This window comes from Barnesiella sp. B2-R-119 (genome assembly GCF_023656675.1).
In the GTDB taxonomy this organism is placed as follows: Bacteria; Bacteroidota; Bacteroidia; order Bacteroidales; family Barnesiellaceae; genus Barnesiella; species Barnesiella intestinihominis.
Map to the genome: position 1 here is coordinate 378,827 of NZ_JAMOKL010000002.1, position 24,722 is coordinate 403,548.

The 24,722-nt window shown below is 40.5% G+C and carries 22 protein-coding genes and 3 tRNA genes; 13 read left to right on the plus strand and 12 right to left on the minus strand.

Annotation, left to right across the window (positions count from 1 at the left end; genetic code table 11):
- From NBH06_RS04760 to NBH06_RS04785, 6 genes are all read right to left on the minus strand, one after another.
- Positions 1 to 1,929 (minus strand): NAD(+) synthase, encoded by a 1,929-nt coding sequence (locus NBH06_RS04760; RefSeq protein ID WP_250793055.1) that lies wholly within the window; start codon positions 1,927 to 1,929, stop codon positions 1 to 3.
- A gap of 392 nt (positions 1,930 to 2,321) precedes the next feature.
- Positions 2,322 to 2,398, minus strand: a tRNA-His gene (locus tag NBH06_RS04765).
- 38 nt (positions 2,399 to 2,436) lie between these two features.
- Positions 2,437 to 2,510, minus strand: a tRNA-Asp gene (locus NBH06_RS04770).
- A 289-nt stretch (positions 2,511 to 2,799) separates the two neighbouring features.
- Positions 2,800 to 2,872, minus strand: a tRNA-Thr gene (locus NBH06_RS04775).
- Between the two features lie 208 nt (positions 2,873 to 3,080).
- Positions 3,081 to 4,508, minus strand: coding sequence for a DUF4270 domain-containing protein (locus NBH06_RS04780; RefSeq protein ID WP_250793057.1), 1,428 nt, complete (start codon positions 4,506 to 4,508; stop codon positions 3,081 to 3,083).
- A 20-nt stretch (positions 4,509 to 4,528) separates the two neighbouring features.
- Entirely contained in the window at positions 4,529 to 5,344 is an 816-nt protein-coding gene (locus NBH06_RS04785; RefSeq protein WP_046410884.1) for a glycogen/starch synthase, read from the minus strand.
- Between the two features lie 299 nt (positions 5,345 to 5,643).
- Between NBH06_RS04785 and panC the strand changes: the two genes are divergently transcribed.
- From panC to NBH06_RS04800, 3 genes are all read left to right on the plus strand, one after another.
- The gene (gene panC, locus NBH06_RS04790) at positions 5,644 to 6,498 is read left to right on the plus strand and encodes a pantoate--beta-alanine ligase (RefSeq protein ID WP_250793059.1); all 855 of its coding nucleotides are present in this window, start codon (positions 5,644 to 5,646) and stop codon (positions 6,496 to 6,498) included.
- Positions 6,499 to 6,509: 11 nt separating this feature from the next.
- Positions 6,510 to 6,860 carry an aspartate 1-decarboxylase gene (panD, locus tag NBH06_RS04795; RefSeq protein ID WP_008861754.1) on the plus strand — a complete coding sequence of 117 codons (351 nt, stop codon included), beginning with the start codon at positions 6,510 to 6,512 and terminating at the stop codon, positions 6,858 to 6,860.
- 77 nt (positions 6,861 to 6,937) lie between these two features.
- The gene (locus NBH06_RS04800; RefSeq protein ID WP_250793062.1) at positions 6,938 to 8,260 is read left to right on the plus strand and encodes an MATE family efflux transporter; all 1,323 of its coding nucleotides are present in this window, start codon (positions 6,938 to 6,940) and stop codon (positions 8,258 to 8,260) included.
- A gap of 78 nt (positions 8,261 to 8,338) precedes the next feature.
- Here NBH06_RS04800 and NBH06_RS04805 read toward each other — a convergent pair whose 3' ends face one another.
- Both NBH06_RS04805 and NBH06_RS04810 read right to left on the minus strand, forming a co-directional pair.
- Positions 8,339 to 8,560, minus strand: coding sequence for a hypothetical protein (locus NBH06_RS04805; protein ID WP_155012610.1), 222 nt, complete (start codon positions 8,558 to 8,560; stop codon positions 8,339 to 8,341).
- Positions 8,561 to 8,863: 303 nt separating this feature from the next.
- On the minus strand, positions 8,864 to 9,514 hold the full coding sequence (locus tag NBH06_RS04810) for a hypothetical protein (RefSeq protein WP_250793063.1): 651 nt from the start codon (positions 9,512 to 9,514) through the stop codon (positions 8,864 to 8,866).
- Positions 9,515 to 9,792: 278 nt separating this feature from the next.
- Here NBH06_RS04810 and ffh point away from each other — a divergent pair, with 278 nt between their 5' ends.
- From ffh to NBH06_RS04825, 3 genes are all read left to right on the plus strand, one after another.
- The gene (gene ffh / locus NBH06_RS04815; protein ID WP_008861750.1) at positions 9,793 to 11,115 is read left to right on the plus strand and encodes a signal recognition particle protein; all 1,323 of its coding nucleotides are present in this window, start codon (positions 9,793 to 9,795) and stop codon (positions 11,113 to 11,115) included.
- A 109-nt stretch (positions 11,116 to 11,224) separates the two neighbouring features.
- The gene (gene folD, locus NBH06_RS04820) at positions 11,225 to 12,106 is read left to right on the plus strand and encodes a bifunctional methylenetetrahydrofolate dehydrogenase/methenyltetrahydrofolate cyclohydrolase FolD (RefSeq protein ID WP_021891423.1); all 882 of its coding nucleotides are present in this window, start codon (positions 11,225 to 11,227) and stop codon (positions 12,104 to 12,106) included.
- Between the two features lie 6 nt (positions 12,107 to 12,112).
- Positions 12,113 to 13,207 (plus strand): CapA family protein, encoded by a 1,095-nt coding sequence (locus tag NBH06_RS04825; RefSeq protein ID WP_250793064.1) that lies wholly within the window; start codon positions 12,113 to 12,115, stop codon positions 13,205 to 13,207.
- 26 nt (positions 13,208 to 13,233) lie between these two features.
- On the opposite strand, the gene NBH06_RS04830 is transcribed toward NBH06_RS04825, so the two are convergent.
- The 3 genes from NBH06_RS04830 to pepT form a co-directional block, all read right to left on the minus strand.
- A complete protein-coding gene (locus NBH06_RS04830; RefSeq protein WP_250793065.1) occupies positions 13,234 to 13,494 on the minus strand; it encodes a hypothetical protein in 261 nt (86 codons plus the stop codon).
- Positions 13,495 to 13,575: 81 nt separating this feature from the next.
- On the minus strand, positions 13,576 to 14,481 hold the full coding sequence (miaA, locus tag NBH06_RS04835) for a tRNA (adenosine(37)-N6)-dimethylallyltransferase MiaA (protein WP_250793366.1): 906 nt from the start codon (positions 14,479 to 14,481) through the stop codon (positions 13,576 to 13,578).
- 75 nt (positions 14,482 to 14,556) lie between these two features.
- Entirely contained in the window at positions 14,557 to 15,777 is a 1,221-nt protein-coding gene (pepT, locus tag NBH06_RS04840; protein WP_195330871.1) for a peptidase T, read from the minus strand.
- A gap of 120 nt (positions 15,778 to 15,897) precedes the next feature.
- On the opposite strand from pepT, the gene NBH06_RS04845 reads away from it, so the two are divergent.
- The 6 genes from NBH06_RS04845 (at position 15,898) to NBH06_RS04870 (ending at position 23,656) form a co-directional block, all read left to right on the plus strand.
- Positions 15,898 to 16,749, plus strand: coding sequence for a DNA/RNA non-specific endonuclease (locus NBH06_RS04845; protein WP_195330874.1), 852 nt, complete (start codon positions 15,898 to 15,900; stop codon positions 16,747 to 16,749).
- A gap of 8 nt (positions 16,750 to 16,757) precedes the next feature.
- Positions 16,758 to 18,164, plus strand: a complete 1,407-nt coding sequence (gene mnmE, locus NBH06_RS04850; RefSeq protein ID WP_195330923.1) for a tRNA uridine-5-carboxymethylaminomethyl(34) synthesis GTPase MnmE — start codon at positions 16,758 to 16,760, stop codon at positions 18,162 to 18,164.
- Positions 18,165 to 18,431: 267 nt separating this feature from the next.
- Positions 18,432 to 19,343 (plus strand): helix-turn-helix domain-containing protein, encoded by a 912-nt coding sequence (locus NBH06_RS04855; RefSeq protein ID WP_250793066.1) that lies wholly within the window; start codon positions 18,432 to 18,434, stop codon positions 19,341 to 19,343.
- A gap of 91 nt (positions 19,344 to 19,434) precedes the next feature.
- Complete coding sequence (locus tag NBH06_RS04860) at positions 19,435 to 20,541, plus strand: site-specific integrase (protein ID WP_015532034.1); 1,107 nt, start codon at positions 19,435 to 19,437, stop codon at positions 20,539 to 20,541.
- A gap of 446 nt (positions 20,542 to 20,987) precedes the next feature.
- Positions 20,988 to 22,586: a DUF6119 family protein gene (locus NBH06_RS04865; RefSeq protein ID WP_250793067.1), complete on the plus strand. Its 1,599-nt coding sequence runs from the start codon at positions 20,988 to 20,990 to the stop codon at positions 22,584 to 22,586.
- Between the two features lie 302 nt (positions 22,587 to 22,888).
- Positions 22,889 to 23,656 (plus strand): mobilization protein, encoded by a 768-nt coding sequence (locus tag NBH06_RS04870; RefSeq protein ID WP_250793069.1) that lies wholly within the window; start codon positions 22,889 to 22,891, stop codon positions 23,654 to 23,656.
- A 3-nt stretch (positions 23,657 to 23,659) separates the two neighbouring features.
- Here NBH06_RS04870 and NBH06_RS04875 read toward each other — a convergent pair whose 3' ends face one another.
- Positions 23,660 to 24,217, minus strand: a complete 558-nt coding sequence (locus NBH06_RS04875; protein WP_250793077.1) for a hypothetical protein — start codon at positions 24,215 to 24,217, stop codon at positions 23,660 to 23,662.
- Between the two features lie 128 nt (positions 24,218 to 24,345).
- Here NBH06_RS04875 and NBH06_RS04880 point away from each other — a divergent pair, with 128 nt between their 5' ends.
- Positions 24,346 to 24,714, plus strand: coding sequence for a helix-turn-helix domain-containing protein (locus NBH06_RS04880; protein WP_250793080.1), 369 nt, complete (start codon positions 24,346 to 24,348; stop codon positions 24,712 to 24,714).
- Positions 24,715 to 24,722: the final 8 nt, after the last annotated feature.

Genomic DNA, 24,722 nt, shown 5'->3' on the forward strand with positions numbered 1-24,722 from the left:
TTATAACTCGTCACACTCTTTCTGCCACATGGCACTCGACGCATCACTAGGCATCCGCCAATCCCCGCGAGGAGAAAGACTTACCGTTCCCACCTTTGGACCATCGGGAAGACACGACCTCTTGAATTGTTGATTAAAAAATCTCCGACAGAATATTTTCAGCCACTTTTTTATCGTATCCGGCTCATACACCCCTTCGAAAGCATATTGGGCAAGGAAATATAATTTGGCAGGAGAGAAACCGAATCGCAACATATTATACAAGAAAAAATCATGCAGAGCATAGGGACCTACCAAATCCTCGGTCTTCTGCTTTATCTCTCCATTTTCATCGGCAGGTATCAATTCTGGACTAATAGGAGTATTGACAATATCGATCAACGTATCCCGCGCCTCGCCTACCAGCTCATTCTCGGCAACCCAGCTCACCAAATACTTAACCAAAGTTTTGGGAATACTTGTTGAGATAGCATACATCGACATGTGATCACCATTATATGTGGCCCAACCTAATGCCAATTCAGACAAATCCCCGGTTCCTATAACCAATCCTCCGGTCTGGTTCGCTATATCCATCAAAATTTGTGTACGTTCCCGCGCTTGGGAATTTTCGTAAGTAATATCTTGGATTGAAATATCGTGGTCAATATCTTTAAAATGAAGCTCACAAGCCTCCCGAATAGAAATTTCCCGAATAGTTATACCCAACGAACGCATTAACATCATAGCATTATGATAGGTACGACCTGTTGTCCCAAATCCCGGCATAGTCACACCTATTATCTTCTCTCGATTCCAACCGAGTTTATCGAGTGTTCTGACTGCGACCAACAAAGCCAATGTCGAATCTAAACCGCCCGAAATACCGAGAACCACACTTTGAGCTTGGGTATGTACTAACCTCTTGGCTAACCCCGAACTTTGTATATCGAGTATTTCGGCACAACGTTCGTTCAAGACAAACGAATCGGAAGGCACAAAAGGGAAAGCCCCCACCTTACGAGTCAACCGCAATGGAATATCGGTCAAGACAAACGGAATGAAACGTGCATCTCTGCCATGTGCCCAAGCACCCTTTGCAAACGAAGTCATCACTCTTCTCTCCGTACGCAACCGCTCCACATCGATTTCACTTACTACAAGTTGAGGCGTTGAAGAAAAACGCTTCGATTCGGCAAGAATACTACCATTCTCTACAACAAGGCCATTCCCTGCAAATACCAAATCGGTAGAAGACTCTCCGAATCCGGCCGAAGCATAAACATATCCGGCCACACACCTCGCCGATTGTTGCCGGACAAGAGAAAGAAGATAAGAGTGTTTCCCTATCAACTCATTCGTAGCCGACAAATTTACTATAATATCTGCACCTTGCTGTACAAGGTAGGAACTGGGAGGTATAGGAACCCACAAATCTTCGCACAATTCTACTCCCACGACGACACCCGCACTCTCAAATAATAAATCTGTACCGAACGGAACTCTATCACCACATAGTTCAATAGTATCGATCGTTGCCGAAATACCAGAAGTAAACCAACGTTCCTCATAAAATTCCTTATAATTGGGCAAATAGCTTTTGGGAACGACTCCCAATATTTTACCCGATTGGAATACTACGGCACAATTATATAAACAATTCCCAGCAGCCACAGGCATTCCCACGATACATAATATCGGATAATCGCTAGTCTCCTCCACCAACAGAGACAAAGCCTTTCGAGCCTGTTCCAATAAAAGCGTATGGCCGAATAAATCGCCGCAAGTGTAGGCTGTTATAGAAAGTTCCGGGAAAACAATAATTTGTACATTTCGATGAACAGCCTCTATTATCTGATTATATATTTCTCTCTCATTATATATACAATCGGCTATCTCCACACGAGGAATCGCCGCTGCCACTTTTACAAATCCAAAATTTTGTCCCATACTTTGATTAGTTTTGACAAATATAGCGAAAGGTGAGCGCAAAGGCAAACGGAAATCACATTTCCAATTTGACTCTGCCGAACCGCATCCTATATTTTACAAATATAGCGAAAGTCAACTGCAAAAACCTAAACTTGTTTAAGTTTTTTTGCCAAAACACCTCCTATATTCCACAAATATAAACACAGGTTTAGCCCAAACAAAATGGGAAATAGAATTTTTTATTTCTCCTTACCCAGTCCAGCCCTCATTCACAAAAGTATAATCATTGATATTTTTAGGACTCAGCCGATAATTTCGCTAACGCAACACAGGAGAAAAATGTAATATCTCATTTGAGAGACTTCCCTCTAAAAGAAAAGGCGAGAGTAAATAACTCTCGCCTTTTCTTTTGGGGTGCTAGATGGGGCTCGAACCCACGACCCTCGGAACCACAATCCGATGCTCTAACCAACTGAGCTACAAGCACCATTTTAATTGGTTATAAAGAATTTTATCTCTTTACTGCGGTGCGGACGGGACTCGAACCCGCGACCCCATGCGTGACAGGCATGTATTCTAACCAGCTGAACTACCGCACCAGTTTCGTTTTGCGACGGCAAAGATAGATCTTTTTTTATTTCTACGCAACATCTTTCCTAAGAAAATTACAAAAAAAATTCACCTCTACCTTATCTACCCTAAACACAGACTTTTACTATTTTCATTCTCTCAAAACCGATACCCATGAATAACCAACAGAACTTTCAAAGCCAACCAAAGACTCGATTATACCTCAATCGTAAAAGCTATATATGATGATTTCTAAACTTTTATATAAAAAGAAAAGAGATTCAACTATTTGAAAAGTAAGTTGAATCTCTTTTCCTGAGCCACGACCGGGACTCGAACCCGGGACCTTTTCGTTACGAATGAAATGCTCTACCAACTGAGCTATTGTGGCAATTGCGGTGCAAAGGTAATATATTTAAAGAAACACCGCAACTCTTTTTCTCTATTTTTTTCTTACCAAACAAAAAAAGAAATTCATTCTCCTGTTTTCCTTGAAAATCTCTAACGAGATTTCTATGTATGAAAATACTAAACACAACAATACACAAGAGGGAGAGATAAATTTTATCTCTCCCTCTTGTATTCAAATATAAAGAGAATTATTTCATATCCTGTTTACTATATGTTAATCGCAACTCAATGTTATCTACATCGACTAACGCCAATGATGGAGCAGAAATATAGGGAACAACATCGGTAACTACCTCCTTCTCATTGTAAGAATAATAGTAATAACTTCCACCGGAAGATACCGTTTCGCTATACACAGACACCGGTACAAGAACGATTTCCTCATCGGCATCTGTGATTTCAGTACCCGTCCGTTTCTTTTCTATAATATTATTGATAAAGGTCCTCAATCCCGTAAAATTATAAACATGGTCATCACTATCATACTTAGCATAAAATGTATTCACATTGTCAGGTAGTTTTTTCTTTTCGAAAAACTCTTGCAACTCAGATTTACGAATAAACAGCAAAAATTGCGGAGGATCAAGATTATAATTACTAGAAACCGTCTTTACGGGAATACGTAAAGTCAACGAGTTCACAAGTCCTTGTACAGTCGAAGCACTACCACTTCCCCCTACTGCATCTTCAAAAGTCTCAATAATTTTACGCGTTGGAAAGTGAATCAAAACATTTAACCCTGCCGGGGCCTGTAAATAGACCTTCCCCGAAGATATTTCGTTTTTTATCTCTGCATCTATTTCCAATTTTATATGGTTTCCCGTTGTTATTTCGGGAGTTACCGCCATTAGAGTTTGAGTCGAGTTATATGTAGAATCCTTATCATTAATCACGGTTGTTTTGGTGTAATGTAAATTCATTACCGTATTTTGGACATTCACAACACACCCGCTTCCATAAGATGTCTTTACATAAAAACCCGGAAAATATTGTGTAAACCTACTAGGAGACGAAAATACAGTTGGATCTTCTTTATATTTCTGATAAAAACGGTCAGCCATTTCATCGGGTAATTTCACCCGAATCATCTTATAGCCGAGTTCTATAAGAGAATCCGGTAATCCTAAAAACGAAGCATTATAACTTGTCAAAGCAACCGGGGCAGCTTGTGCATTATAATATTCCGCCGGATCGATACCGCTATATACAGGCGACTCCAACCGTTTATCCAACGGATATACACTCAACTGCATAGGGGCCAAAGAATCTCCTGTAAAGGATTCTGTATTGTAACTTAAATATAAAATCAAAGAATCGAGTTTATTCACACCAACCGTATCAAAGTTTGCAGCCGGCATAAACTGGGTAAGAAAATCGGTTTCTAACCTACCATATCCCGGAATAGAAATACGCCCGATTAATTGTGTTATAGTTCTTCCAACGACACTATCATTCGGAACAGACTCAACCGTTATCAACTCTTGAAAAGAAGAGTCCACCACAATTTCAATATTCGTATCGACTATCGAAGAACCGATTGCGCTATTTTCGTCTCCACAAGAAGATAAACCTAAAACTATCGCAAAAGCTATCGGTAAAAATCTAAATATTTTCATTTTCTATTTAGTAACTGACGTTATTCGTTACCTACAATTTTATTATAAAAATCATTATAGGCATCTATATAATTTTCAGGGTCTTGATACCCCAAGAAAGGAATGCCCGTTTTTTGTACATAATCCGTAATTTCCGAATTTATATCTCGACTGGCTTGAATCACACCGTCGGAATACTGTATAGCCAATTTATTAAGAACAACAGGATCAATAGACTCTCCTACCGCAAAAGGTATATCGGTGTCTTGTATCCCCTCCAACTTCAATTTTGCAGCAAAATTGGGGTCGAATGGAGTCTTGAAACCATTATCGTATAACGAATATATCACCTTTGCATCCCGAAAAGAAGGATCTTCGGCATAACTTTTCTTAATATACAAAGGAGTCAACGCCGTTATCCAACCGTGACAGTGAATAATATCAGGAGTCCAACGCAACTTTTTCACGGTCTCCATAACCCCTCTGACAAAGAAAATACTCCGTTCGTCATTATCGGGACGCATATCCTCGTCGACTACCCCGTCGGCATTACGTTGAAAATAATCATCGTTGTCTATAAAATAGACCTGCATACGAGCCGATTGTATCGAAGCGACTTTAATAATAAGAGGATGATCTGTATCATCGATTATTAAATTCATTCCCGACAACCGAATCACCTCGTGCAATTGATTACGACGCTCGTTAATAGAACCGTACTTAGGCATAAAGGTACGTATCTCATGCCCTCTATCCTGAATACCTTGCGGTAAATTTCGACAAATATTAGCGATTTCCGATTCTGGCAGATAAGGGGTAATCTCCTGTGCAATAAATAGGACTTTGGCTTCTTTCATTCTGCTCCTCTTAAACTCAATTTATTTTGCAAAAATGGCATACCCGTGGCTTGAAACGAATTTAACCAAGTCAGGCCAAGATACAGCCCACTTTTGCATCTTTCTGCAAAGATAATAAAAAAAATAGCGTAACCCTCCAAATATTAGAAGTATTAACACCAAAAAATCGTCAGACACCCTATATTTCCCTCTCAAAAAGAAACATTTAAGGTTACTCTCCATAAAAAAATACAGCTTTATCTTCGTCGTTTGGGTTTTATTTGTTTCTTTTGCACAATTTTTTCAACCAATGTTCAATTATGAAAGTATTCTCAACAATAGCCGAATTATGTAAACAACTCGATTCGGACAGAAATGCAGGTAAAAAGATAGGCCTCGTCCCAACAATGGGCGCTTTACACAACGGACACCTGCAACTGGTAAAGACCAGCGTGGCTAATAATGACGTGACAGTAGTCAGTATATTCGTCAACCCCACTCAATTCAACGACAAAAATGATTTGCTACTTTACCCTCGCACGCTCGACAAGGACTGTCAATTACTCAAATCGGTAAATTGTGATTATGCATTCGCTCCTTCGGTAGAAGAAATCTATCCAACCGAAGATACCCGGACATTTCACTTGGGAAAAGTAGCGGAAGTCATGGAAGGTAAATACCGACCGGGACATTTCAACGGAGTGGCTCAAATCGTCAGTAAACTCTTCGATATAGTCAACCCCGATAATGCCTACTTCGGAGAAAAAGACTTTCAGCAAATTGCCGTTATACGAGCTATGGCCGCTCAAATGGGCTATACATTCAACATCATAGCTGTCCCCATCGTACGCGAATCAGACGGATTAGCACTAAGCAGCCGTAATACCCGATTGACAGAGTCTCAAAGAAGAAATGCGCCCAAAATAGCAGAGACATTATTTAAAAGTCGTACCTTTGCAGCCAGCCATTCGGTGAAAGAGACTATCGATGAAGTAATCTCTACCATCGATGCAATACCGGAAATGAGAGTAGAATACTACGAAATAGTCGATGGGAACACGTTACAGCCTATCGCAGACTGGAACGACAGCGATTATATAGTAGGTTGTATTACCGTATATAACGGAGAGGTGAGATTAATCGACAACATCGCATATCGACGCCCCGAACAATAACTTATGAAACCATGTTTATAGAGGTCGTAAAATCAAAAATTCACAGAGTCACCGTCACCCAAGCAAATCTGAATTATATCGGAAGTATCACAATCGACGAAGATTTAATGGATGCGGCGAACATTATTGCCAATGAAAAAGTCTCCATCGTAAACAACAACAATGGAGAACGCTTCGAGACTTATGTCATAAAAGGAGAACGAGGTTCAGGAGTAATATGTCTTAACGGAGCCGCCGCCCGAAAAGTACAACCGGGAGACATCGTCATCATTATGGCCTATGCTCTAATGACTCCCGAAGAGGCAAAAAGTTTTACGCCGGCTGTTATCTTTCCAGATACAGCGACCAATAAACTCATATAATAAAGAATATCGCTTGCGAATGCCTACCCGATTCGTCAGGTGGGCTTTTTTAATATATAATCATCTTCACCTCCTGCATGTATAGTCGTAAAGAAATTTGGAGAATCTCTCTCCCCATATTAGTAAGCCTTTTTGTACAAAATCTCATCAACATCACCGATACGGCTTTTATGGGACGTGTCGGACAAGTAGAATTAGGAGCCTCCGCCTTAGCCGGAGTATTGTATCTTGCTTTCTACATGGTCACTTTCGGATTTAGCACCGGAGCACAAATTCTCATGGCTCGTAGAAACGGTGAAGCCAAATATGGGACTTTGGGCCCTATCATGGGGCAAGGTATTCTCTTTTTGGAAATATTTTCAATAATCCTCATCTTCGCTTCTCTTATAGGGACCCCACAAATGTTGAAAGTCCTCATCTCCTCCACTGCCGTATGTCAAGCCGGAGAAGATTACATGCAATATCGGATATTCGGGCTCCTGTTCACTTCTATCGGGGTGATGTTCCGGGCCTTTTTCGTAGCTGTCACCCGCACCAAAGTACTGATGATGAATGCAGTCATCATGACTATCGCCAATGTCGTATTCAACTACATTTTTGTATTCGGGCACTTCGGTGCACCCGAAATGGGTATTGCCGGAGCTGCACTTGGATCCGTTTTGGCAGAAGCGACAGCCGCATTGCACTTTTTCCTCTACACGTTCTTTTATATAGATCGGGGAAAATACCAGATGTTCCGATTGCGTTCCGGAGGATTCGGCCTCATTCGCGAAATACTGAATGTATCGGTATGGAGCATGATTCTCTACTTTCTCACCATAGGCACATGGTTTCTCTTTTTCGTAGCCGTCGAACATTTGGGAGAACTTCCACTGGCCATTTCCAACATTATCCGCAGCACCTCTACCCTGCTGTTCATGCCAGTCAATGCTTTTGGAGCGACAGCCTGTACCCTCGTGAGCAATGCTATGGGAGCCCGCCGAGCCGACGATGTAATTCCAATCGTGCGGCGTATCGTCAAAATGTGTTACGCCATAGTATTACCCCTCATTGCCTTGCTATGCTTAGCTCCTCATTGGATACTCCTCATCTATACCAACGATAGCTCGCTTATCGCAGAATGTACACATTCGGTCTATGTCATGTCGTCGTTCTACCTTATAGCCCTACCGGGAAATATCCTCTTTCAATCTGTATCGGGAACCGGCGACACTCGCACGGCTTTTCTCATCGAAATGATCACGATCGTTTTCTATACGCTGGCTATTTATTGGATTATCGTTACCCTTCGGGTAGACATAGCCTTTTGTTGGACAGTAGAGTACATCTATTGGGGATTCAAACTACTCCTATCTTTCCTCTTTTTCAAAAAAATGAACTGGAAAGTGAAGAAGATATAATGGTTCGGAATCACCTATTTTCATATAATTACACATATTCTATTCTCAAACAGAGTATGATAATATTTATACAATAGATTATCTATAACGATACTCTATATGTACCCTTTCTTGACCGTCTTTTTCATAAGTATAAACAGAAGTTATAATAACATCACCTTGACGGTACAATTCATAAATTTCTGGGAAATTAGCTTTCATCAAACGAATTTGCTCCCTGTAATCACTAATATATGTTCTATTTAATACGCAAGAAGAAAAACCTATTACAATTAGTAATAAAAAAATAAGTTTTTTCATATAAAAATTTTCTTTCGTCCCCCAGTCTCCACAAGGACCGTTTTTATACACGAAGCGTGAGACTGCAAATGCCACGTTCTAACTTGAAGGTCCTAGGAAAACCCGTAACACGAATGTGATAATAGCAGCTCACGCCATAGCGTGAGAACCACTATGCCATCTCTTGTGTTACGACTCGCGAATTTCCTAGGTTCTCAAGTTACAAGATAAGCATAACGCTTCTTTTTTCTAACATGTCTTGGAGAAAGTCTTCCCTCTCCATCTACAAAAATAGTAAAAATTTTATCAACTTTGTTATTTTTACTACAAATCTTCTATCGCAGCTTCTCTAATTATCGCACTGTTTATTTTATCTTGATATTTCAATACGACAAACCCCTTCCCCCATTCTTCATAATCTATACTAAGTGTAATATCTCCCTCGGCAATTGAAAAATTGGTTTTATACATACATTCCCCCATATGAACGGCACGCATACGATCCTCATCTGTTCTGATATAGGAATTTTGGAATCGTTCGACACACGATGAAAAGTTTCCATATTTCTCCATAAGCATACTTTTCAAGTTTTTATAATTGCCAAACAATTCCTCCCATCGTTCCTGTTTGGGAAACTCGACAATAATGCGAGATACCAAATCTCTATTATCAAGTGTTTCCACATAAACCATACACTGTTTAATCCCTGCAAAGTCACCCACCAGCCGTTCCTTTGAATCATACGACGAACGATGTTCAAACCCTTTACGCTCCATTCGAGAAATAAATTCTTTCAATGTCCCGTCTATGGGTACTCCTTTAAATTTCAAGTGAACAGACTTTTCCATCTCCAAGTCATCTTGTACATCTTCTACCGCTTCCGATTGATCTTTTGTTCCAGAACATTCCTCTATATAATACAATCCCACCAAAAGTAAAGTGACAATTCCTAAAACTTGAAAAAACTTTTTCATATACTCGTCATTAAAATCAATATTCTATTTACAAAAAAAACGGCTACTCCTTATTCTCAAAAGATTTACGTTCTTTTCATTTTTTATTCAAATACAATAATAGTAAATATTTTTAAATACTCATATTTTAAATTCAAATTTCTACTCATATACCAACTCTCTTACATACTGTCGTATGTTCAAAGATGTTATTCTTATATTTTTATTCGCATATTCCGACGATTTTGAGTAATTTCGCAACGATTTATCCATCTGTGTAAAAATATTGTTATAAAACTATGTTTGAAAACCTTAGTGAAAGACTCGAACGGTCTTTTAAAATACTGAAAGGTGAAGGTAAAATCACCGAAATCAACGTCGCCGAAACGCTGAAAGACGTACGACGCGCACTGCTCGATGCCGACGTCAACTACAAAGTAGCCAAACAATTTACCGACACGGTAAAAACCAAAGCATTGGGGCAAGACGTACTCACCGCCGTGAAGCCGGGACAATTGATGGTGAAGATCGTACACGACGAACTGGCGACCTTGATGGGTGGAGAAACCGCCGAAGTAAACTTGTCGCAAAATCCGTCGATTATCCTCATGTCAGGATTACAGGGTTCGGGTAAAACCACGTTCTCCGGTAAGTTGGCAAAAATGCTAAAATCGAAAAAAGGGAAACGCCCCTTGCTGGTCGCTTGCGACGTATATCGCCCTGCCGCTATCGAGCAATTAAAGGTCTTAGGTGAACAAATCGATGTACCGGTTTATACCGAGGAAGATAGCAAAGACCCTGTGAGCATTTCCGCCAATGCCGTAAAATATGCCAAAGAAAACCATTTCGATTTGGTTATCGTCGACACGGCAGGACGTTTGGCTATCGACGAGCAAATGATGAACGAAATCGAGGCTATCAAGAAAAAAATCAACCCGACCGAGACCTTGTTCGTCGTTGACTCCATGACCGGACAAGATGCGGTCAACACAGCCAAAGAATTTAACGATCGTCTCGATTTCGACGGAGTAGTTCTCACCAAATTGGACGGCGACACCCGTGGCGGTGCGGCACTCTCTATCCGCACCGTAGTCGACAAACCTATTAAATTTGTAGGAACAGGCGAAAAACTCGAAGCCATAGACTACTTCCACCCGGCTCGTATGGCCGACCGCATTTTGGGCATGGGCGATATCGTCTCTTTGGTAGAACGAGCCCAAGAACAATACGACGAGGAAGAAGCCAAACGATTACAAAAGAAGATTGCCAAAAACCAATTCGACTTTAACGACTTCCTCAGCCAGATACACCAAATCAAAAAAATGGGTAATCTCAAAGATTTGGCTTCTATGATTCCCGGTGTGGGAAAAGCGATCAAGGACATGGACATCGATGACAATGCTTTCAAAAGTATCGAAGCGATTATTTACTCGATGACCCCCAAAGAACGCAGCAACCCCGAACTGCTCAACGGTAGCCGCCGACAACGTATCGCCGCAGGTAGCGGAACTTCGATACAAGAGGTGAACCGACTTATCAAGCAGTTCGACCAAACCCGCAAGATGATGCGAATGGTTACCCAAAACAAAGGAGCCATGATGAAAGGATTCAAAAGAAGATAATTTTAATCACTCAACATGAAACTACCGGATATACTCCCGATTCTAATCGATTGCCGACAGGCAAAAAGGGGGTGTGTCCGGTAGTCTTTTTTTACAAAATCTCAATATTATGCAACTAATCGATGGAAAAGCGGTGGCCGACCGCATAAAACAAGAAATCGCCCAAGAGGTAGAATATATTTGCAGTGCCGGAGGCAAACGGCCTCATTTAGCAGCTGTTCTGGTGGGACACGACGGCGGGAGTGAAACATACGTGGCGCACAAAGTAAAAGCCTGCGAACAATGCGGGTTCAAATCGACTCTCGTTCGCTATGAAAGCGATGTTACCGAAGAAGAGCTCTTGAACAAAGTAAACGAACTGAACAACGACCCCGATATCGACGGATTTATCGTCCAACTACCCTTGCCCAAACACATCTCGGAACAAAAGGTGATCGAAGCTATCGACTACCGGAAAGATGTCGACGGATTTCACCCGGTCAATGTAGGGCGCATGTCCATCGGGTTGCCCTGTTTCGTATCGGCTACACCCGCCGGAATCATGGAGTTGCTTGCCCGCTACGAAATAGAGACCAAAGGAAAACATTGTGTGGTACTGGGACGAAGCAACATTGTTGGCAAACCGGTAGCTACACTCATGATGCAAAAGGCTTATCCGGGCAATGCCACGGTAACCGTATGTCATAGTGCAACCCCCAACATCAAAGAGATATGCCGTACGGCCGACATTATTATCGCCGCACTCGGTTCTCCCGAATTCGTCACTGCCGATATGGTAAAAGAGGGTGCCGTCATCATCGATGTGGGTACGACCCGAGTTCCCGATGCTACAAAAAAATCGGGATTCAAGCTCACCGGAGACGTAAAATTCGATGAAGTAGCTCCCAAGTGCTCTTTTATCACCCCCGTTCCCGGCGGAGTAGGCCCTATGACTATCGTGTCGCTCATGCGTAACACCCTGTTGGCCGGGAAAAAAGCAATCTATCCCTAAACTCGTATGATAGGGCTTATATCTTTTTTAGCACCGCTCATTTTAGGACAAGCTCCGGTAATACCCGCTACCGAAGTTTCTCTTCTTTTCGCTGGCGATGCCATGCAACATAAAGCCCAAATACAATCTGCAAAACAAGGCGAGGCATACGATTATTCACCTTGTTTTGCAGACATTACTCACGAAATAGCTGCGGCGGATTATGCAGTCGTCAATTTAGAATCACCCATCGGCGGACAACCTTACACCGGTTATCCCTGTTTTTCTGCGCCGGACGAATTTCCAATCGCATTACAAAACGCAGGATTCGACCTTTTCCTTACCGCCAACAATCACTGTCTCGACCGTTATACCCGAGGAGCTATACGCACATTGCATATGCTCGACTCTATCGGAGCAGACCATATAGGGACCTACGATTCAAAAGACTCATTCGAAAGATTCTATCCGTTCATAACCTCTATAAAAGGAATACGAATCGCCTTTCTGAATTACACGTACGGAACGAATGGATTTACGCCACATTCCCCATTAATTGTCAATTACATAGACAAAGAAAAAATAAAAAAAGACATTTTTCGTGCCAAAACGTTGAGTGCCGACCTTATCGTTACCTGCCTACATTGGGGCGATGAATACCAACTGTTGCCGAACAAACGACAAGAAGATTTGGCTGACTTTTTAGTGAAAGAAGGTGTACAACTGATTATAGGAGCCCACCCACACGTGATACAACCTATGGAATTACGATACGACGAACAAGGGAACCCTTGTGCCCTCATCGTCTATTCACTGGGAAATTTCATCTCCAATATGAAAACCCGCGATACGGTGGGCGGAGCAATGGTAAAGGTTGTTATCCGGCGGGATATCACGGGAAAAATACTGTTACAATCGGCACAACACACACTTGTTTATACCCGACGACCAACTATACAAAAAGAAAACTTCCGGGTAGTACCTGCGATACAAGAATTGAAAGAGCATCCCCATCGGCCTCATCTGAAAGGATTCGTGGAAAAAGCCCATGAGATATTTTCAAAATACAACAAAGGAGTGACAGAATACCAGATAGAGCCCGTGAACCCAACCTTCAAATAAATAAGAACATGAAATTTACATCAGACCTATTTTAATTTCAAGTTCTTTATATATCCATTTACATAATTTCCTATAACCTCATGGCGAGTATCGTAAATATACCCGTTTGCATAGTATCCGATGATATTCTTTTCCAAATCGAGGAGATACCCATTCCAATAATACCCGACAACTACATTATTCTTATCCATGATATAGCCATTGCGATAAGTCTGCAAATGAACAGCTGCACAGGAATATAAAACACCAATAACAGCTAGTAACATAAAAGGCTTCAATATTCTCATAACTTTATAGATATAAATCCTGTATCCTTTTTATAAAGATACCATTCGAGATCACGCATAAACAAACATCACATTAGTCTTTCACAAAACGGAATTCTCGTCGATATAAGCGATAATCCCGTCCTTATCATCTGGGGAGAACCACTTCATATCGAGATCCTTTTTATACCATGTGACTTGTTTCTTGGAATAGACCCGGGTATTTCTCTTGATTTTCTCGACAGCCTCTTCTAAGGTCATCTTCCCATCGAAATAAGCGAACAACTCTTTATAGCCCACTGTATTTAAAGAATTAAGATGACGATAAGGGTATACCCTTCGAGCTTCATCGACCAAGCCATCGGCAATCATTTGCTCCACTCTCTGACTTATCCGCTCGAATAGCTCTTCCCGTGGACGAATCAATCCTATTTTTATAATTCGGAAAGGGCGGGATTTCACCCGACGAGTACGCAGATCACTGTATCGGCCACCGGTCTGTCGGCAAATCTCTATCGCATGAATCACCCGCTTGTGATTATTCAAATCAACCTCTGCATAATATACTGGATCGAGCACTTTAAGCTCTTCGCAAAGGGCGGCTAAACCCACTTTCTCGTAATGCGCCGCAACTTCACGACGTATCTCGTCGGTAATGGTAGGTATCTCGTCGATACCTTTACAAACCGCATCGATATACAACATAGAGCCTCCTGTCAATAGAACATAGTCATTTGTCTTGAAAAGTTTATCGAGCAGTTTCAAGACATCTTCTTCATAACACGAAGCACTATAATAGTCAGACAACGCCAACTGCCCTACGAAATAATGTTCGACCCTCGACAGTTGCTCGATTGTAGGAGCCGCCGTTCCAATAGGTATATCGCCATAGAACTGCCGACTATCGGCCGACACAATAGGACAAACATACCGCTCTGCCAATTGAAGGCTAAGCTCGGTCTTTCCCACCCCGGTAGGCCCTGTAAGAACAATGAGTGTGCCCGACATGAACTTTTCGCTATGAAATAAAAGGAACAGATATGAAAAATAATTTCCATATCTGTCCAAACCCGACAAAGATTATTACTTCTCGGCTACCATTCTGGCAATTTGCACAATCACCTCGGTAGCTTTTTCCATAGACTGTATGGGCACGAATTCATAACGCCCGTGGAAGTTCAACCCACCGGCGAAAATATTAGGACAAGGCAATCCTTTGAACGACAGTTGCGCTCCATCGGTTCCACCACGTACAGGCTTCACCATCGGAACAACATCTACGGCCCTCATAGCCTCGGATACCAAATCGACGATATGCATCACAGGTTCGACCTTCTCACGCATATTATAATATTGGTCGTTTATTTCGATACTGGCACAACCCGGAAACTCGTTATTTATTTTACGAGTTAAATGTTCGAGTTCCTTCTTACGGCGTTCGAAACGATCTCGATCGTGATCACGAATAATATAAGTCAATACCGTCTTCTCCACACTGCCCTCGAACGAAATCAAATGATAAAAACCTTCATAACCTTCGGTATGTTCGGGAGTTTCCCAACGCGGCAACATAATAGCATATTGATTGGCTATGCGAATCGAATTTATCATTTTATGTTTGGCATATCCCGGGTGAACGTTACGGCCTTTGAAAGTCACTCGAGCCACAGCCGCATTAAAGTTTTCATACTCCAATTCGCCTATTTCACCACCATCCATCGTATAGGCCCAATCTGCTCCAAAGGCTTTAACATCAAACTTGTGCGCTCCTTTGCCTATCTCCTCGTCAGGATTGAATGCAATGCGTATCTTGCCATGTTTAATCTCCGGGTGTTTCAAAAGATACTCCATCGCTGTCACAATTTCGGCAATACCTGCTTTATCGTCGGCCCCCAACAAAGTCTTCCCATTCGTAACAATAAGGTCTTGACCTATATAATGATGTAGTTCGGGAAACTCCGAAGGTTTCAATACGATATCCTCCTCCGCACACAATACAATATCCTTACCATCGTAATTTTCAACAATCCGCGGACTCACATGCCGTCCCGACATATCGGGACTAGTATCCAAATGGGCTATAAATCCTACCACAGGGACATCTTTATCTATATTTGAAGGCAATGAGGCCATAAGATACCCGTTATCATCGAGCGTCACCTCGGTAAGGCCTATACGCTCCAACTCCTCGGCCAGTTTTTGGGCAAACAGCATCTGTCCCGGTGTACTGGGAGTCAAGTTTGTAAGCTCGTCCGATTGAGTATCGAAGCTCACATAATGAAGGAAACGATCTACTAAATTCATCGTATATATTTTTATTGGTTTTTCTTGATCTAAACCTAAGTCGATGGATTATCCAACCGACGAACAAAGGTAAAAAAATTTTTTCTTACATTTGCACGACCACATTCAAAAGTGGAGGATATGGCTAAAAAGAGAAAAAAGAAAAAATCGAACAGTAAAAAAATAAATAATTGGGGGGCTTTATTTCTGCTGTTACTCGTTACATACAGTATATGGTGGCTAATAAAACAAGCTCAACAACCCCAAAATCCTCAACAATCGTTTACAAACTCTCTTTGTCATGTAAAAGATGCTGAAATGGCCCATACTCCCGAAGGTACGCCGGAACAAATATTATATCGTACGGGCTACACGGTCTCGTATAACTCCCATTGGAAACAACCCAACTGGGTAAGTTACGAATTACTACGAGACGAACTGCAAGGTAGTGCTACACGCAACAACCGATTTACCCCCGACTACGATGTAGTGGGCACAATGATAGACACCCGTGATTACACGCATAGCGGATACGACCGAGGACATATGGCTCCGGCTGCCGATATGAAATGGAACGAAACAGCAATGGAAGAATCATTCCTGCTCTCAAATATCTGTCCGCAAATTCCCGAATTAAACCGAGGCCGCTGGAAAGAACTGGAAGAACAAATACGTGAATGGGTACAACGAGACAGTGCACTACTCATTACTTGCGGACCCATCGTTTCTACTCCGAGAAAGACAATCGGACGACACGAGATAGTCGTCCCTACCCGCTTTTTCAAAGTAGTCGCTGTTCCGTATTCCGGCACGCCCAGAGGAATCGCATTTATATTCGACAATGAAGCGGAACAACCGTCTCTAAAAGAGTTGGCAATCACCATCGACAGTGTGGAACGAGTGACCGGAATAGATTTTTTCCACAACTTACCCGACAGTATTGAACATAAAATAGAAAGCGACCTATCCCTTGAAATATGGAACTTAAACTAAACAAGCCAATACCCGAAGATACGATTTGCGCCATCTCTACCGCTCCCGGTATGGGAGGTATTGCCGTAATTCGCATAAGCGGAACAAACGCTATCATTATAACCGATCGTATATTTTACACCGCAAACAAGAAAAAACTATCCGAAGCAAAGCCCAATACAGCACACTACGGAACAATCGCCGATGAAAATGGAACTCCCATTGACGATGTAGTCGTTACGCTTTTCATCGCTCCCCACTCGTTTACAGGAGAAGATACAGTCGAGATATCCTGCCACGGGTCGATTTACATTCAACAACAAATCATCAGCCTTCTATTGCGAGCAGGCTGCCGCCTGGCCCAACCGGGAGAATTTACCCGTAGGGCTTTTACCAATGGGAAACTTGACCTCTCGCAAGCCGAAGCCGTGGCCGACCTTATCGCTTCCACCTCGGCGGCCTCTCATCGTTTAGCTATGCAACAAATGCGTGGAGGATTCAGCCGAGAACTTATCCAACTACGGGAAAAACTACTCACATTCGCCTCGCTCGTCGAACTCGAACTTGATTTCAGCGAAGAAGAAGTAGAATTTGCCGATCGGGAGAAACTAACCGACCTCGCCAGTGAAATAGAACGAGTCATTAAGCGCCTTTCCGATTCGTTCACACTCGGCAATGCCATCAAAAACGGTGTACCTACTGCCATTATAGGAGAAACCAACGCCGGGAAATCGACACTGCTCAACCGCCTTGTCAAAGAAGATAAAGCCATCGTCTCGGACATACACGGTACAACCCGCGATGTCATCGAAGATACCGTCGTATTACAAGGAATTACTTTCCGCTTTATCGACACTGCCGGTATACGGGAAACGCACGATGCCATCGAGAATATGGGGATCGAACGCACCTTCCAAAAACTAGACCAAGCCCACATCGTCATCTGGCTTATTGATGCCACTGGATCGACACAAGACATTGAAAAAATCGCTGGAAGAGTCCTCCCCCACTGCACCGATAAACGCCTCATCGTTGCCTTTAACAAAGTAGATAAGATTGAATCCGCAACCCAACAACAACTCACAGACCTATACAAACGCCTCACTCGTAAAAAACCCAACACTTCATTCATCTTTCTTTCAGCTTCACACGACCAAAATATCGACGTACTCGAAAAACAGCTTACAGATACCATACAGTCAACACAAACTGGCGAAAATGACATTATCGTCACCAACGTACGTCATTACGAAGCCCTGCTAAATGCCCACGACGCAATCCTACGTACCCTTAACGGACTACAATCCGGCCTCTCCGGAGACTTCCTCGCCCAAGACATTAGAGAATGCATGCACTACCTCGGAGAAATCACAGGTCAAATCTCTACTGACGAAATACTTGGGACCATATTTTCCAAGTTTTGCATCGGTAAGTAAATATCTGATTATCAAATAGTTAAATTGATTGCAATCGATTAATATGGCGCTCTTTACGGGCGCCTTTTTTGTTGTTCAAGTATCGTTGATAATCGTTGCTAAGCCTTTTTACGCCATTTTTTGTACCTCCTGTGTACCTCACCACGAAATCTGAGGATTTTCGTTGGCAAGGTCGTGGAGAAAGTTGAATATGGTGGAATATAGTTTAAGATGGTGGAATAAAACTGGAGAAATCAAGGAGAAATAAACCTTAAAAATTCAAGTAAAATGGCAAAGAGCAACATTAGAATTAAAAAGATTTGTGAGTGGTGTGGCCAAGAATTCGTAGCACAAAAAGTAACTACGAAATACTGCTCACACAGATGCGCGAATTTGGCTTATAAACAGGCCATACGAGCAAAACGGATTCAGCAGGAAGAGCAAAGGATTCAAATCGTTAAGAGTGAAAAGCCTTTGATAGATATTAAAGACAAGGAATATTTGTCGATCGCTCAGGCTGCTACTTTGTTGGGGCTTTCACTGCAAGCTGTTTATAAAATGATTTATACTGGACATCTTGCTGCTTATAAGTTGAGCAGTAGGCTTTCATTTGTTCGGCAGAGCGATATAGAAGAGATGCTTAAAAGAAACCCCTACAAGAAACGACAATCTAAAGACACTCTTCCTATCACAGACTTCTATACCACCAATGAGATTAAAGAGAAATTCGGTGTCAAAGATTCTTGGATATTTCGTATAGCTAAAGAGCATAATATACCAAGAACCTTTAATCGAGGGAAAACCTTTTGGAGCAAAAAGCATATTGATGACTACTTTGCAAAGAAAGCTCCCGATCCTGAAATTAAGGAATGGTACAGCACACAAGACATGCAGGAGAAGTTCGGCATGACGCTAACGGCCATTTATTCTTTTGTATCAAAGAATGCCATTCCCAAGAAGAAGGTTGGCATCATGGTGTACTACTCCAAGAAGCATGTGGACATTGCCAAAGGTCTCATAGCTCCCGAAGAGCCCAAATACTACACCATTGCCGAAGCGATGGAGCGGTTCAATCTGACACGGGATCAACTCTACCATTATGTGAAATACCATAATATCCCCCGTATCAAGGTCGGTAAATATACAAAGATTCTGCGGGCAGAGCTGGACAAATTCTTTGAACCTCCAAAGATAGAATGAGCCAAAAGTTATTTTCCGGTGATGAAAACCACCATCAGAACACCTATTTTATTTGCAACAAAAACAAGTATTAATAAAAAACAATATAGCTATGACACTTACATGCACCAACGTAACTCTGAGACAAAAGCCATTGCGTAACGACCGCATATCTCTTTATCTGGATTATTACCCGGCCATCCGCAATCCTTATACGATGAAGATGAGTCGCCGGGAATTCCTCGGCATCTATATCTATGCCAAACCCAAAAACGAGCAACAAAGAATGTTCAATCAGGATATGCTGAACAAGGCAGAGGCAATCCGCTGTATCCGTGTCCAGTCGCTTATCAATGAAGAATTCGGGTTCCTGGACAAGAACAAGCAAAAGGTAGATTTCCTCGCCTACTTCCGGACAAAGGCACGGGAAAAGTATGAGAAATGGGATTGTGTTTACAACCACTTTGAGAAATTTGTCGGCGGCAAATGTACATTCGGCGATGTTACCGTGGAACTGTGCGAAAAGTTTAAGGATTATCTGCTCAAATGCAAACAGATCAATCATCCCAATGCTTATATCTCACGCAATTCGGCAGCTGGTTATTATTCGACATTCCGTGCCTTATTGAAAATAGCCTACAAAGAGAAGATGCTGCGTGAGAACTTGAACGACTTTCTGGAAAAGATAGAATGGAAAGAGGTCAAGAAAGAGTATCTGACACTTGATGAAGTCAAGAAACTGGCGGCTACGCCCTGCAAGATTCCTGTCTTGAAACAGGCATCCCTGTTTGCTTGCATGACTGGTCTCCGTATCAGTGATATTCTGAAGCTGGACTGGCGTGATTTTGAAGTCGGGCCAGATCAAGGCTACTATATTCGTATCTGTACCGAAAAGACAGAAACCGAGGCTACCCTTCCCATCAGTCAGGAAGCACTGGAGTTGTGTGGCGAATGGGGCACCGGAAAAGTCTTCAAAGGCTTAACCCGCTCCATGACCCATCATCCCCTGAAACAGTGGATTGCCGAAGCTGGAATCAGAAAGCACATAACCTTCCACTGCTTCCGTCATTCATACGCCGTCATCCAAATCTCTTTAGGTACAGATATTTACACAGTATCGAAGATGCTGACGCATAAAAATGTCACCACCACTCAAATCTATGCCGATTTGGTCAATTCCAAGAAGCGAGAGACGGCGAATAAGATTTCGCTGAAATAAAAAATTTTGAGGACTTCTTGTTGATTAGAAGTCCTCAATAATATATGGTGAAAATTATCACAAAAGTAATGAACTTTAAAATCTCACAGCCATTTCATTATTGAAATGTCATTAAATAATAGGCTAAATATTGTACATTATCCTCTTAAATGGTAAAACAGATATAAATGAGCAATTTATTTCCTAATACTATAAATTCGTTATAAATTGGAATACAACTTGGTCTGTTCGATAAAGTTCACTGAAGAAAAATCAAAGTCAACCAAATGTATTTATTGGGATTAATTTTTATGTTTTTAGACGGTATTGATATAAATATTTTCAAAATGATCAATTATGCAATAAAAATGAGTAATTTTATATGCATATATACAGCTTTAATATACAAGCAGTATTTTGTCTAAAATATTGAATATGTTGAACTCACAAAAAACACCATCTAATCTATGCCGAAAAGCAGAAATTTTTCAGTCTATCTTTTAAAGCCTGAATTCAATGCGAATAATTCTTTGAAAGAAGGGCACCAATTACAACTTCTTAGAGAAGATGATACAAACATACCTGAAGGTGGAGTAATGTATTATGGACAGAATCCTATAAGATCCCCATGGTGGAAAGAGTATTGGGGTATAAATCAGGAGCTTCGATTAACTTCAGTTGGCGCAATAGTTTTTCTGCCAGTTGGAGAAAGATGGTTTGCCATAACTTTTGGAACAAGTTATCATAATCTCAAAGAAAACTCTTATGAATATGACTTTGGGCTTAGGACAACTTTAAATACTTTAGATCCTGATAAAATCAAATCAACTGACTTATTAATGCCTGAAACAGCAAAAAGGCAGAGAATTCAAATCCCTAATGCATCAAACCTGACTCATTTTAATATTAGTACAGATGACTCTATAGTTAAGAGATTAACAGGTGCTGTAAAAAATGAATATCAAGATACATTACGAAATGCTACAGGTGCATGCAGTCTAAGATTTACAACTGATTGTGAACCAAACGAATTGGTTGAATTATGTTCTAGACTGTATACTATTTATACACGTAGAGATTACGAAGAATCGTTTCCTGATTTACAAAACATTACACCAATAAAAGATCCTGATTTGATCAATTCTTTAGAAGATCTATTATTAAATGATTTTCATGAGAATTCCATTAATCTTACATTGGGAATTCCAGACATTGTAGATTATTCAACAAATTTCAAAGTAAAATATCGTGGCGCATCTAGACCATCTAATGAATACGAAGATGTGTATATTGGTAATTATCGAGAATACCTTAACGAACGTAATGTAGAAATTGAAAATATTTCAATATTCAATAAACACTCTTTATGTATTTTGGATGAAAATGGAAGTCCTATACAGAGTTATTCAATTTATAAAGCATTTTTATTTGATTGTACTTATAATAATAAAACATATCATCTATGTGAGGGTGAATGGTACGAAATAAATACCAATTTTATAGATAGACTTAAATCTGAACTAGACCCTATATTTATTGATGAGCATGCAATATTATGTGAATGCAATCAAAAACGAGAAGACGAGTACAATATTCATGCTCAACGTAATTCTCCTATAGATGAAGTTTATTGTCTTGACAAGAAATCTATAGCTCCACAAGGACAACGTAACATTGAGCCATGTGATTTAATTGCTCTAAAAAACAATATGGTGGTTGAATTAATACATAATAAAATATCTACTCGTTCAGCATATTTAAGTCATTTATTTAACCAAGGTGTGAATTCTGTAATAATTCTTCAACAAAGCCCTGAAGCAAAAGAAAAGTTAAAAGATTTAATAGAACATAATAGAAATTTTGAAGAGAAAATAAACAACGATCAATACCATGTAACTTATGGAATAATTTCAAATAAGAACAAAGAATTAAAATCAGATGCGTTACCAATTTTTTCTCGTATTAGTCTTTTTAGATGCGTTAAAACACTCAAGCTAATGAAGATTCCGATAAACGTATATCTTATAAAAGATAATGTCGACAGGAAACATTTGATGGAGGATTAATATAAATATATACTTTAACTATGACATTCAGCATGAATACTCTTTTATTCAACATTTTAGTCGATTGATATAGAGAAGCTAAAAACAAGTGATAGACATATATTTATTATACAATGTTTATTGATTTATAAGAATCCGACTCGGTTTTAAACCAATGTCGGATTCTTTTTTATTCTACTGTGGCATAGATGGCATAGAAATAAGTACCATATCGAGGACAAATGCTGCCACTTTCTTGGATTTATAACATAGTATCTATGAAATGACATATATTTGTACACAAACGATTAGCAAATATCATTATGAATCAGAAAAGTATAGAACATATAACACTCTATTCCCTTGTATTGGTAGGTACTCTTGTTGTTGGCGTTTTAGCTCGGCTATTTGTTTTATCCAAAGGTGTTGACGATTTCAGTAGTAGTGTTGCATTTTTTGCAACAGTAATTGTCTTGATGGCGATCTATGCCAGTTTACAGACAACTTTCAATCAGTTTCTGCTACCACGCATAGAAGCCTTTCTATTGCGTTCCTCTGCTTTTCAAACGATGAAAAATCACAATGAAACCGTTTCTGAGCCGGCAGCCACTACAATCAAAGATTCAAACCAGGCTATGCCTGATGTCATTGAGCCTGCTCCTACCACTGAAGAAGCAATCTCTGAACCTTCAGAATATGAAGTTATGCGAACCAATTCTATCGCAAAAAAGAATCGTGCTATTCAAAGCAAATTGGAAAAGGTCATTAGCTATACGAAGCAAACAATGGTTGCCTATATGAGTGAAGAAGATCTCAACCGTCTATGTACATACGTTGCAGAATATAGTACAAGTGATACCTTACAAAAGATATCGCCCGTAAAGGTTGACTCACAACTTAAAAGCATTGATATTATGCACTTTGGTTGGAATATTGGCAAGGCTTTTGGTAGAAAGCGTATTCATACTGCTACCTTAATCAAGAATGTCTTTGCCCATACCCTTCGCGACCTGGAAATCTCAACTATTGAACGTAAAATGTCACACACAGAATCTGGATGTAAAATCAGACTAAATCTGAATATTACATGAAACTTATTCCAATATTCCTAATTTCCTTATTTTTCTAGTTCCCTTCATTTCTTTTGAATTTGAATCATAAATCATTAAATCTGGAATATAATTAGCAGGTGAATTATAATGAATCCTCTTCCATTCATTATTTTTTATAGGATGATACCACTGATTAATAATATATACATCGAAAACTGGTGGATGGAAATTTATTTCATTCATCATATTTTCAAATCCTAATTCCAATACTGCTAGCTCTGAAGTTATGATTTTCTCTACTACATTTATATCTGTTTTATTCGGTACAACATTGGAAAATTTACCAATCCATATAGAATAATCGCTATGTTCTATTTCTTTAAAATGATGATCCTTATCTTTTAGTCTTCTATATACGCATCTAATAGTTTGTCCACAATAATAAGAAAATTTTCTAGCGTATTTTCTTTTTCCTTGCAACAAGTACAAATTAAAATTTTCATTATTATTCTCCAACCATTTCTTTTCCCAATTATATAACTCATCATATGAGAATGGTCCAACCCATTTTATTAGATAGACTTTATCTGTATTGTTCATAGTCTGTTTTTTTGCAAATATACTAATTTATCACCACCAAAAGTTATCTCACAGTTATATTCCGGTGATGTTTTCCACCATCAAAACACCAATTTCCTTTGCCAGCGAACAATTAAAAACAAGTACGTATGGCAAACGAACAAATCACATTTGATAAGCTGCCGCAGGCGGTAGGTTATCTCACAGAACAGATGGAACAAATCCGTCAAATGGTAGCGGCACTGCAACCGCAGGCTTCTTCCGACAAGCATCGTCTTATTGAAATTGACGAAGCCTGTAAAATCACACGAAAGGCAAAGCCTACCATTTACACGCTTGCGCGTAAAGGACTGATTCCGGCTTACAAACGAGGGAAAAAACTCTACTTCTATGAAGATGAGCTGCTGCAATGGATTGAGTCCGGCCGCAAGCAGATGCAGGCAATATCGCTCCAGGAACAGGCAGCGGAGATAGTATATGGAGCGAAGCGCAAACCAAAGGGAGGCTATAACTTTTGATCTGCACG

Coding starts and splice junctions, on each gene's coding strand:
- NBH06_RS04760 (WP_250793055.1), bottom strand. CDS start 1,929: ATGGGACAAAATTTTGGATTTGTAAAAGTGGCAGCGGCGATTCCTCGT.
- NBH06_RS04780 (WP_250793057.1), bottom strand. CDS start 4,508: ATGAAAATATTTAGATTTTTACCGATAGCTTTTGCGATAGTTTTAGGT.
- NBH06_RS04785 (WP_046410884.1), bottom strand. CDS start 5,344: ATGAAAGAAGCCAAAGTCCTATTTATTGCACAGGAGATTACCCCTTAT.
- panC (WP_250793059.1), top strand. CDS start 5,644: ATGAAAGTATTCTCAACAATAGCCGAATTATGTAAACAACTCGATTCG.
- panD (WP_008861754.1), top strand. CDS start 6,510: ATGTTTATAGAGGTCGTAAAATCAAAAATTCACAGAGTCACCGTCACC.
- NBH06_RS04800 (WP_250793062.1), top strand. CDS start 6,938: ATGTATAGTCGTAAAGAAATTTGGAGAATCTCTCTCCCCATATTAGTA.
- NBH06_RS04805 (WP_155012610.1), bottom strand. CDS start 8,560: ATGAAAAAACTTATTTTTTTATTACTAATTGTAATAGGTTTTTCTTCT.
- NBH06_RS04810 (WP_250793063.1), bottom strand. CDS start 9,514: ATGAAAAAGTTTTTTCAAGTTTTAGGAATTGTCACTTTACTTTTGGTG.
- ffh (WP_008861750.1), top strand. CDS start 9,793: ATGTTTGAAAACCTTAGTGAAAGACTCGAACGGTCTTTTAAAATACTG.
- folD (WP_021891423.1), top strand. CDS start 11,225: ATGCAACTAATCGATGGAAAAGCGGTGGCCGACCGCATAAAACAAGAA.
- NBH06_RS04825 (WP_250793064.1), top strand. CDS start 12,113: ATGATAGGGCTTATATCTTTTTTAGCACCGCTCATTTTAGGACAAGCT.
- NBH06_RS04830 (WP_250793065.1), bottom strand. CDS start 13,494: ATGAGAATATTGAAGCCTTTTATGTTACTAGCTGTTATTGGTGTTTTA.
- miaA (WP_250793366.1), bottom strand. CDS start 14,481: ATGTCGGGCACACTCATTGTTCTTACAGGGCCTACCGGGGTGGGAAAG.
- pepT (WP_195330871.1), bottom strand. CDS start 15,777: ATGAATTTAGTAGATCGTTTCCTTCATTATGTGAGCTTCGATACTCAA.
- NBH06_RS04845 (WP_195330874.1), top strand. CDS start 15,898: ATGGCTAAAAAGAGAAAAAAGAAAAAATCGAACAGTAAAAAAATAAAT.
- NBH06_RS04855 (WP_250793066.1), top strand. CDS start 18,432: ATGGCAAAGAGCAACATTAGAATTAAAAAGATTTGTGAGTGGTGTGGC.
- NBH06_RS04860 (WP_015532034.1), top strand. CDS start 19,435: ATGACACTTACATGCACCAACGTAACTCTGAGACAAAAGCCATTGCGT.
- NBH06_RS04865 (WP_250793067.1), top strand. CDS start 20,988: ATGCCGAAAAGCAGAAATTTTTCAGTCTATCTTTTAAAGCCTGAATTC.
- NBH06_RS04870 (WP_250793069.1), top strand. CDS start 22,889: ATGAATCAGAAAAGTATAGAACATATAACACTCTATTCCCTTGTATTG.
- NBH06_RS04875 (WP_250793077.1), bottom strand. CDS start 24,217: ATGAACAATACAGATAAAGTCTATCTAATAAAATGGGTTGGACCATTC.
- NBH06_RS04880 (WP_250793080.1), top strand. CDS start 24,346: ATGGCAAACGAACAAATCACATTTGATAAGCTGCCGCAGGCGGTAGGT.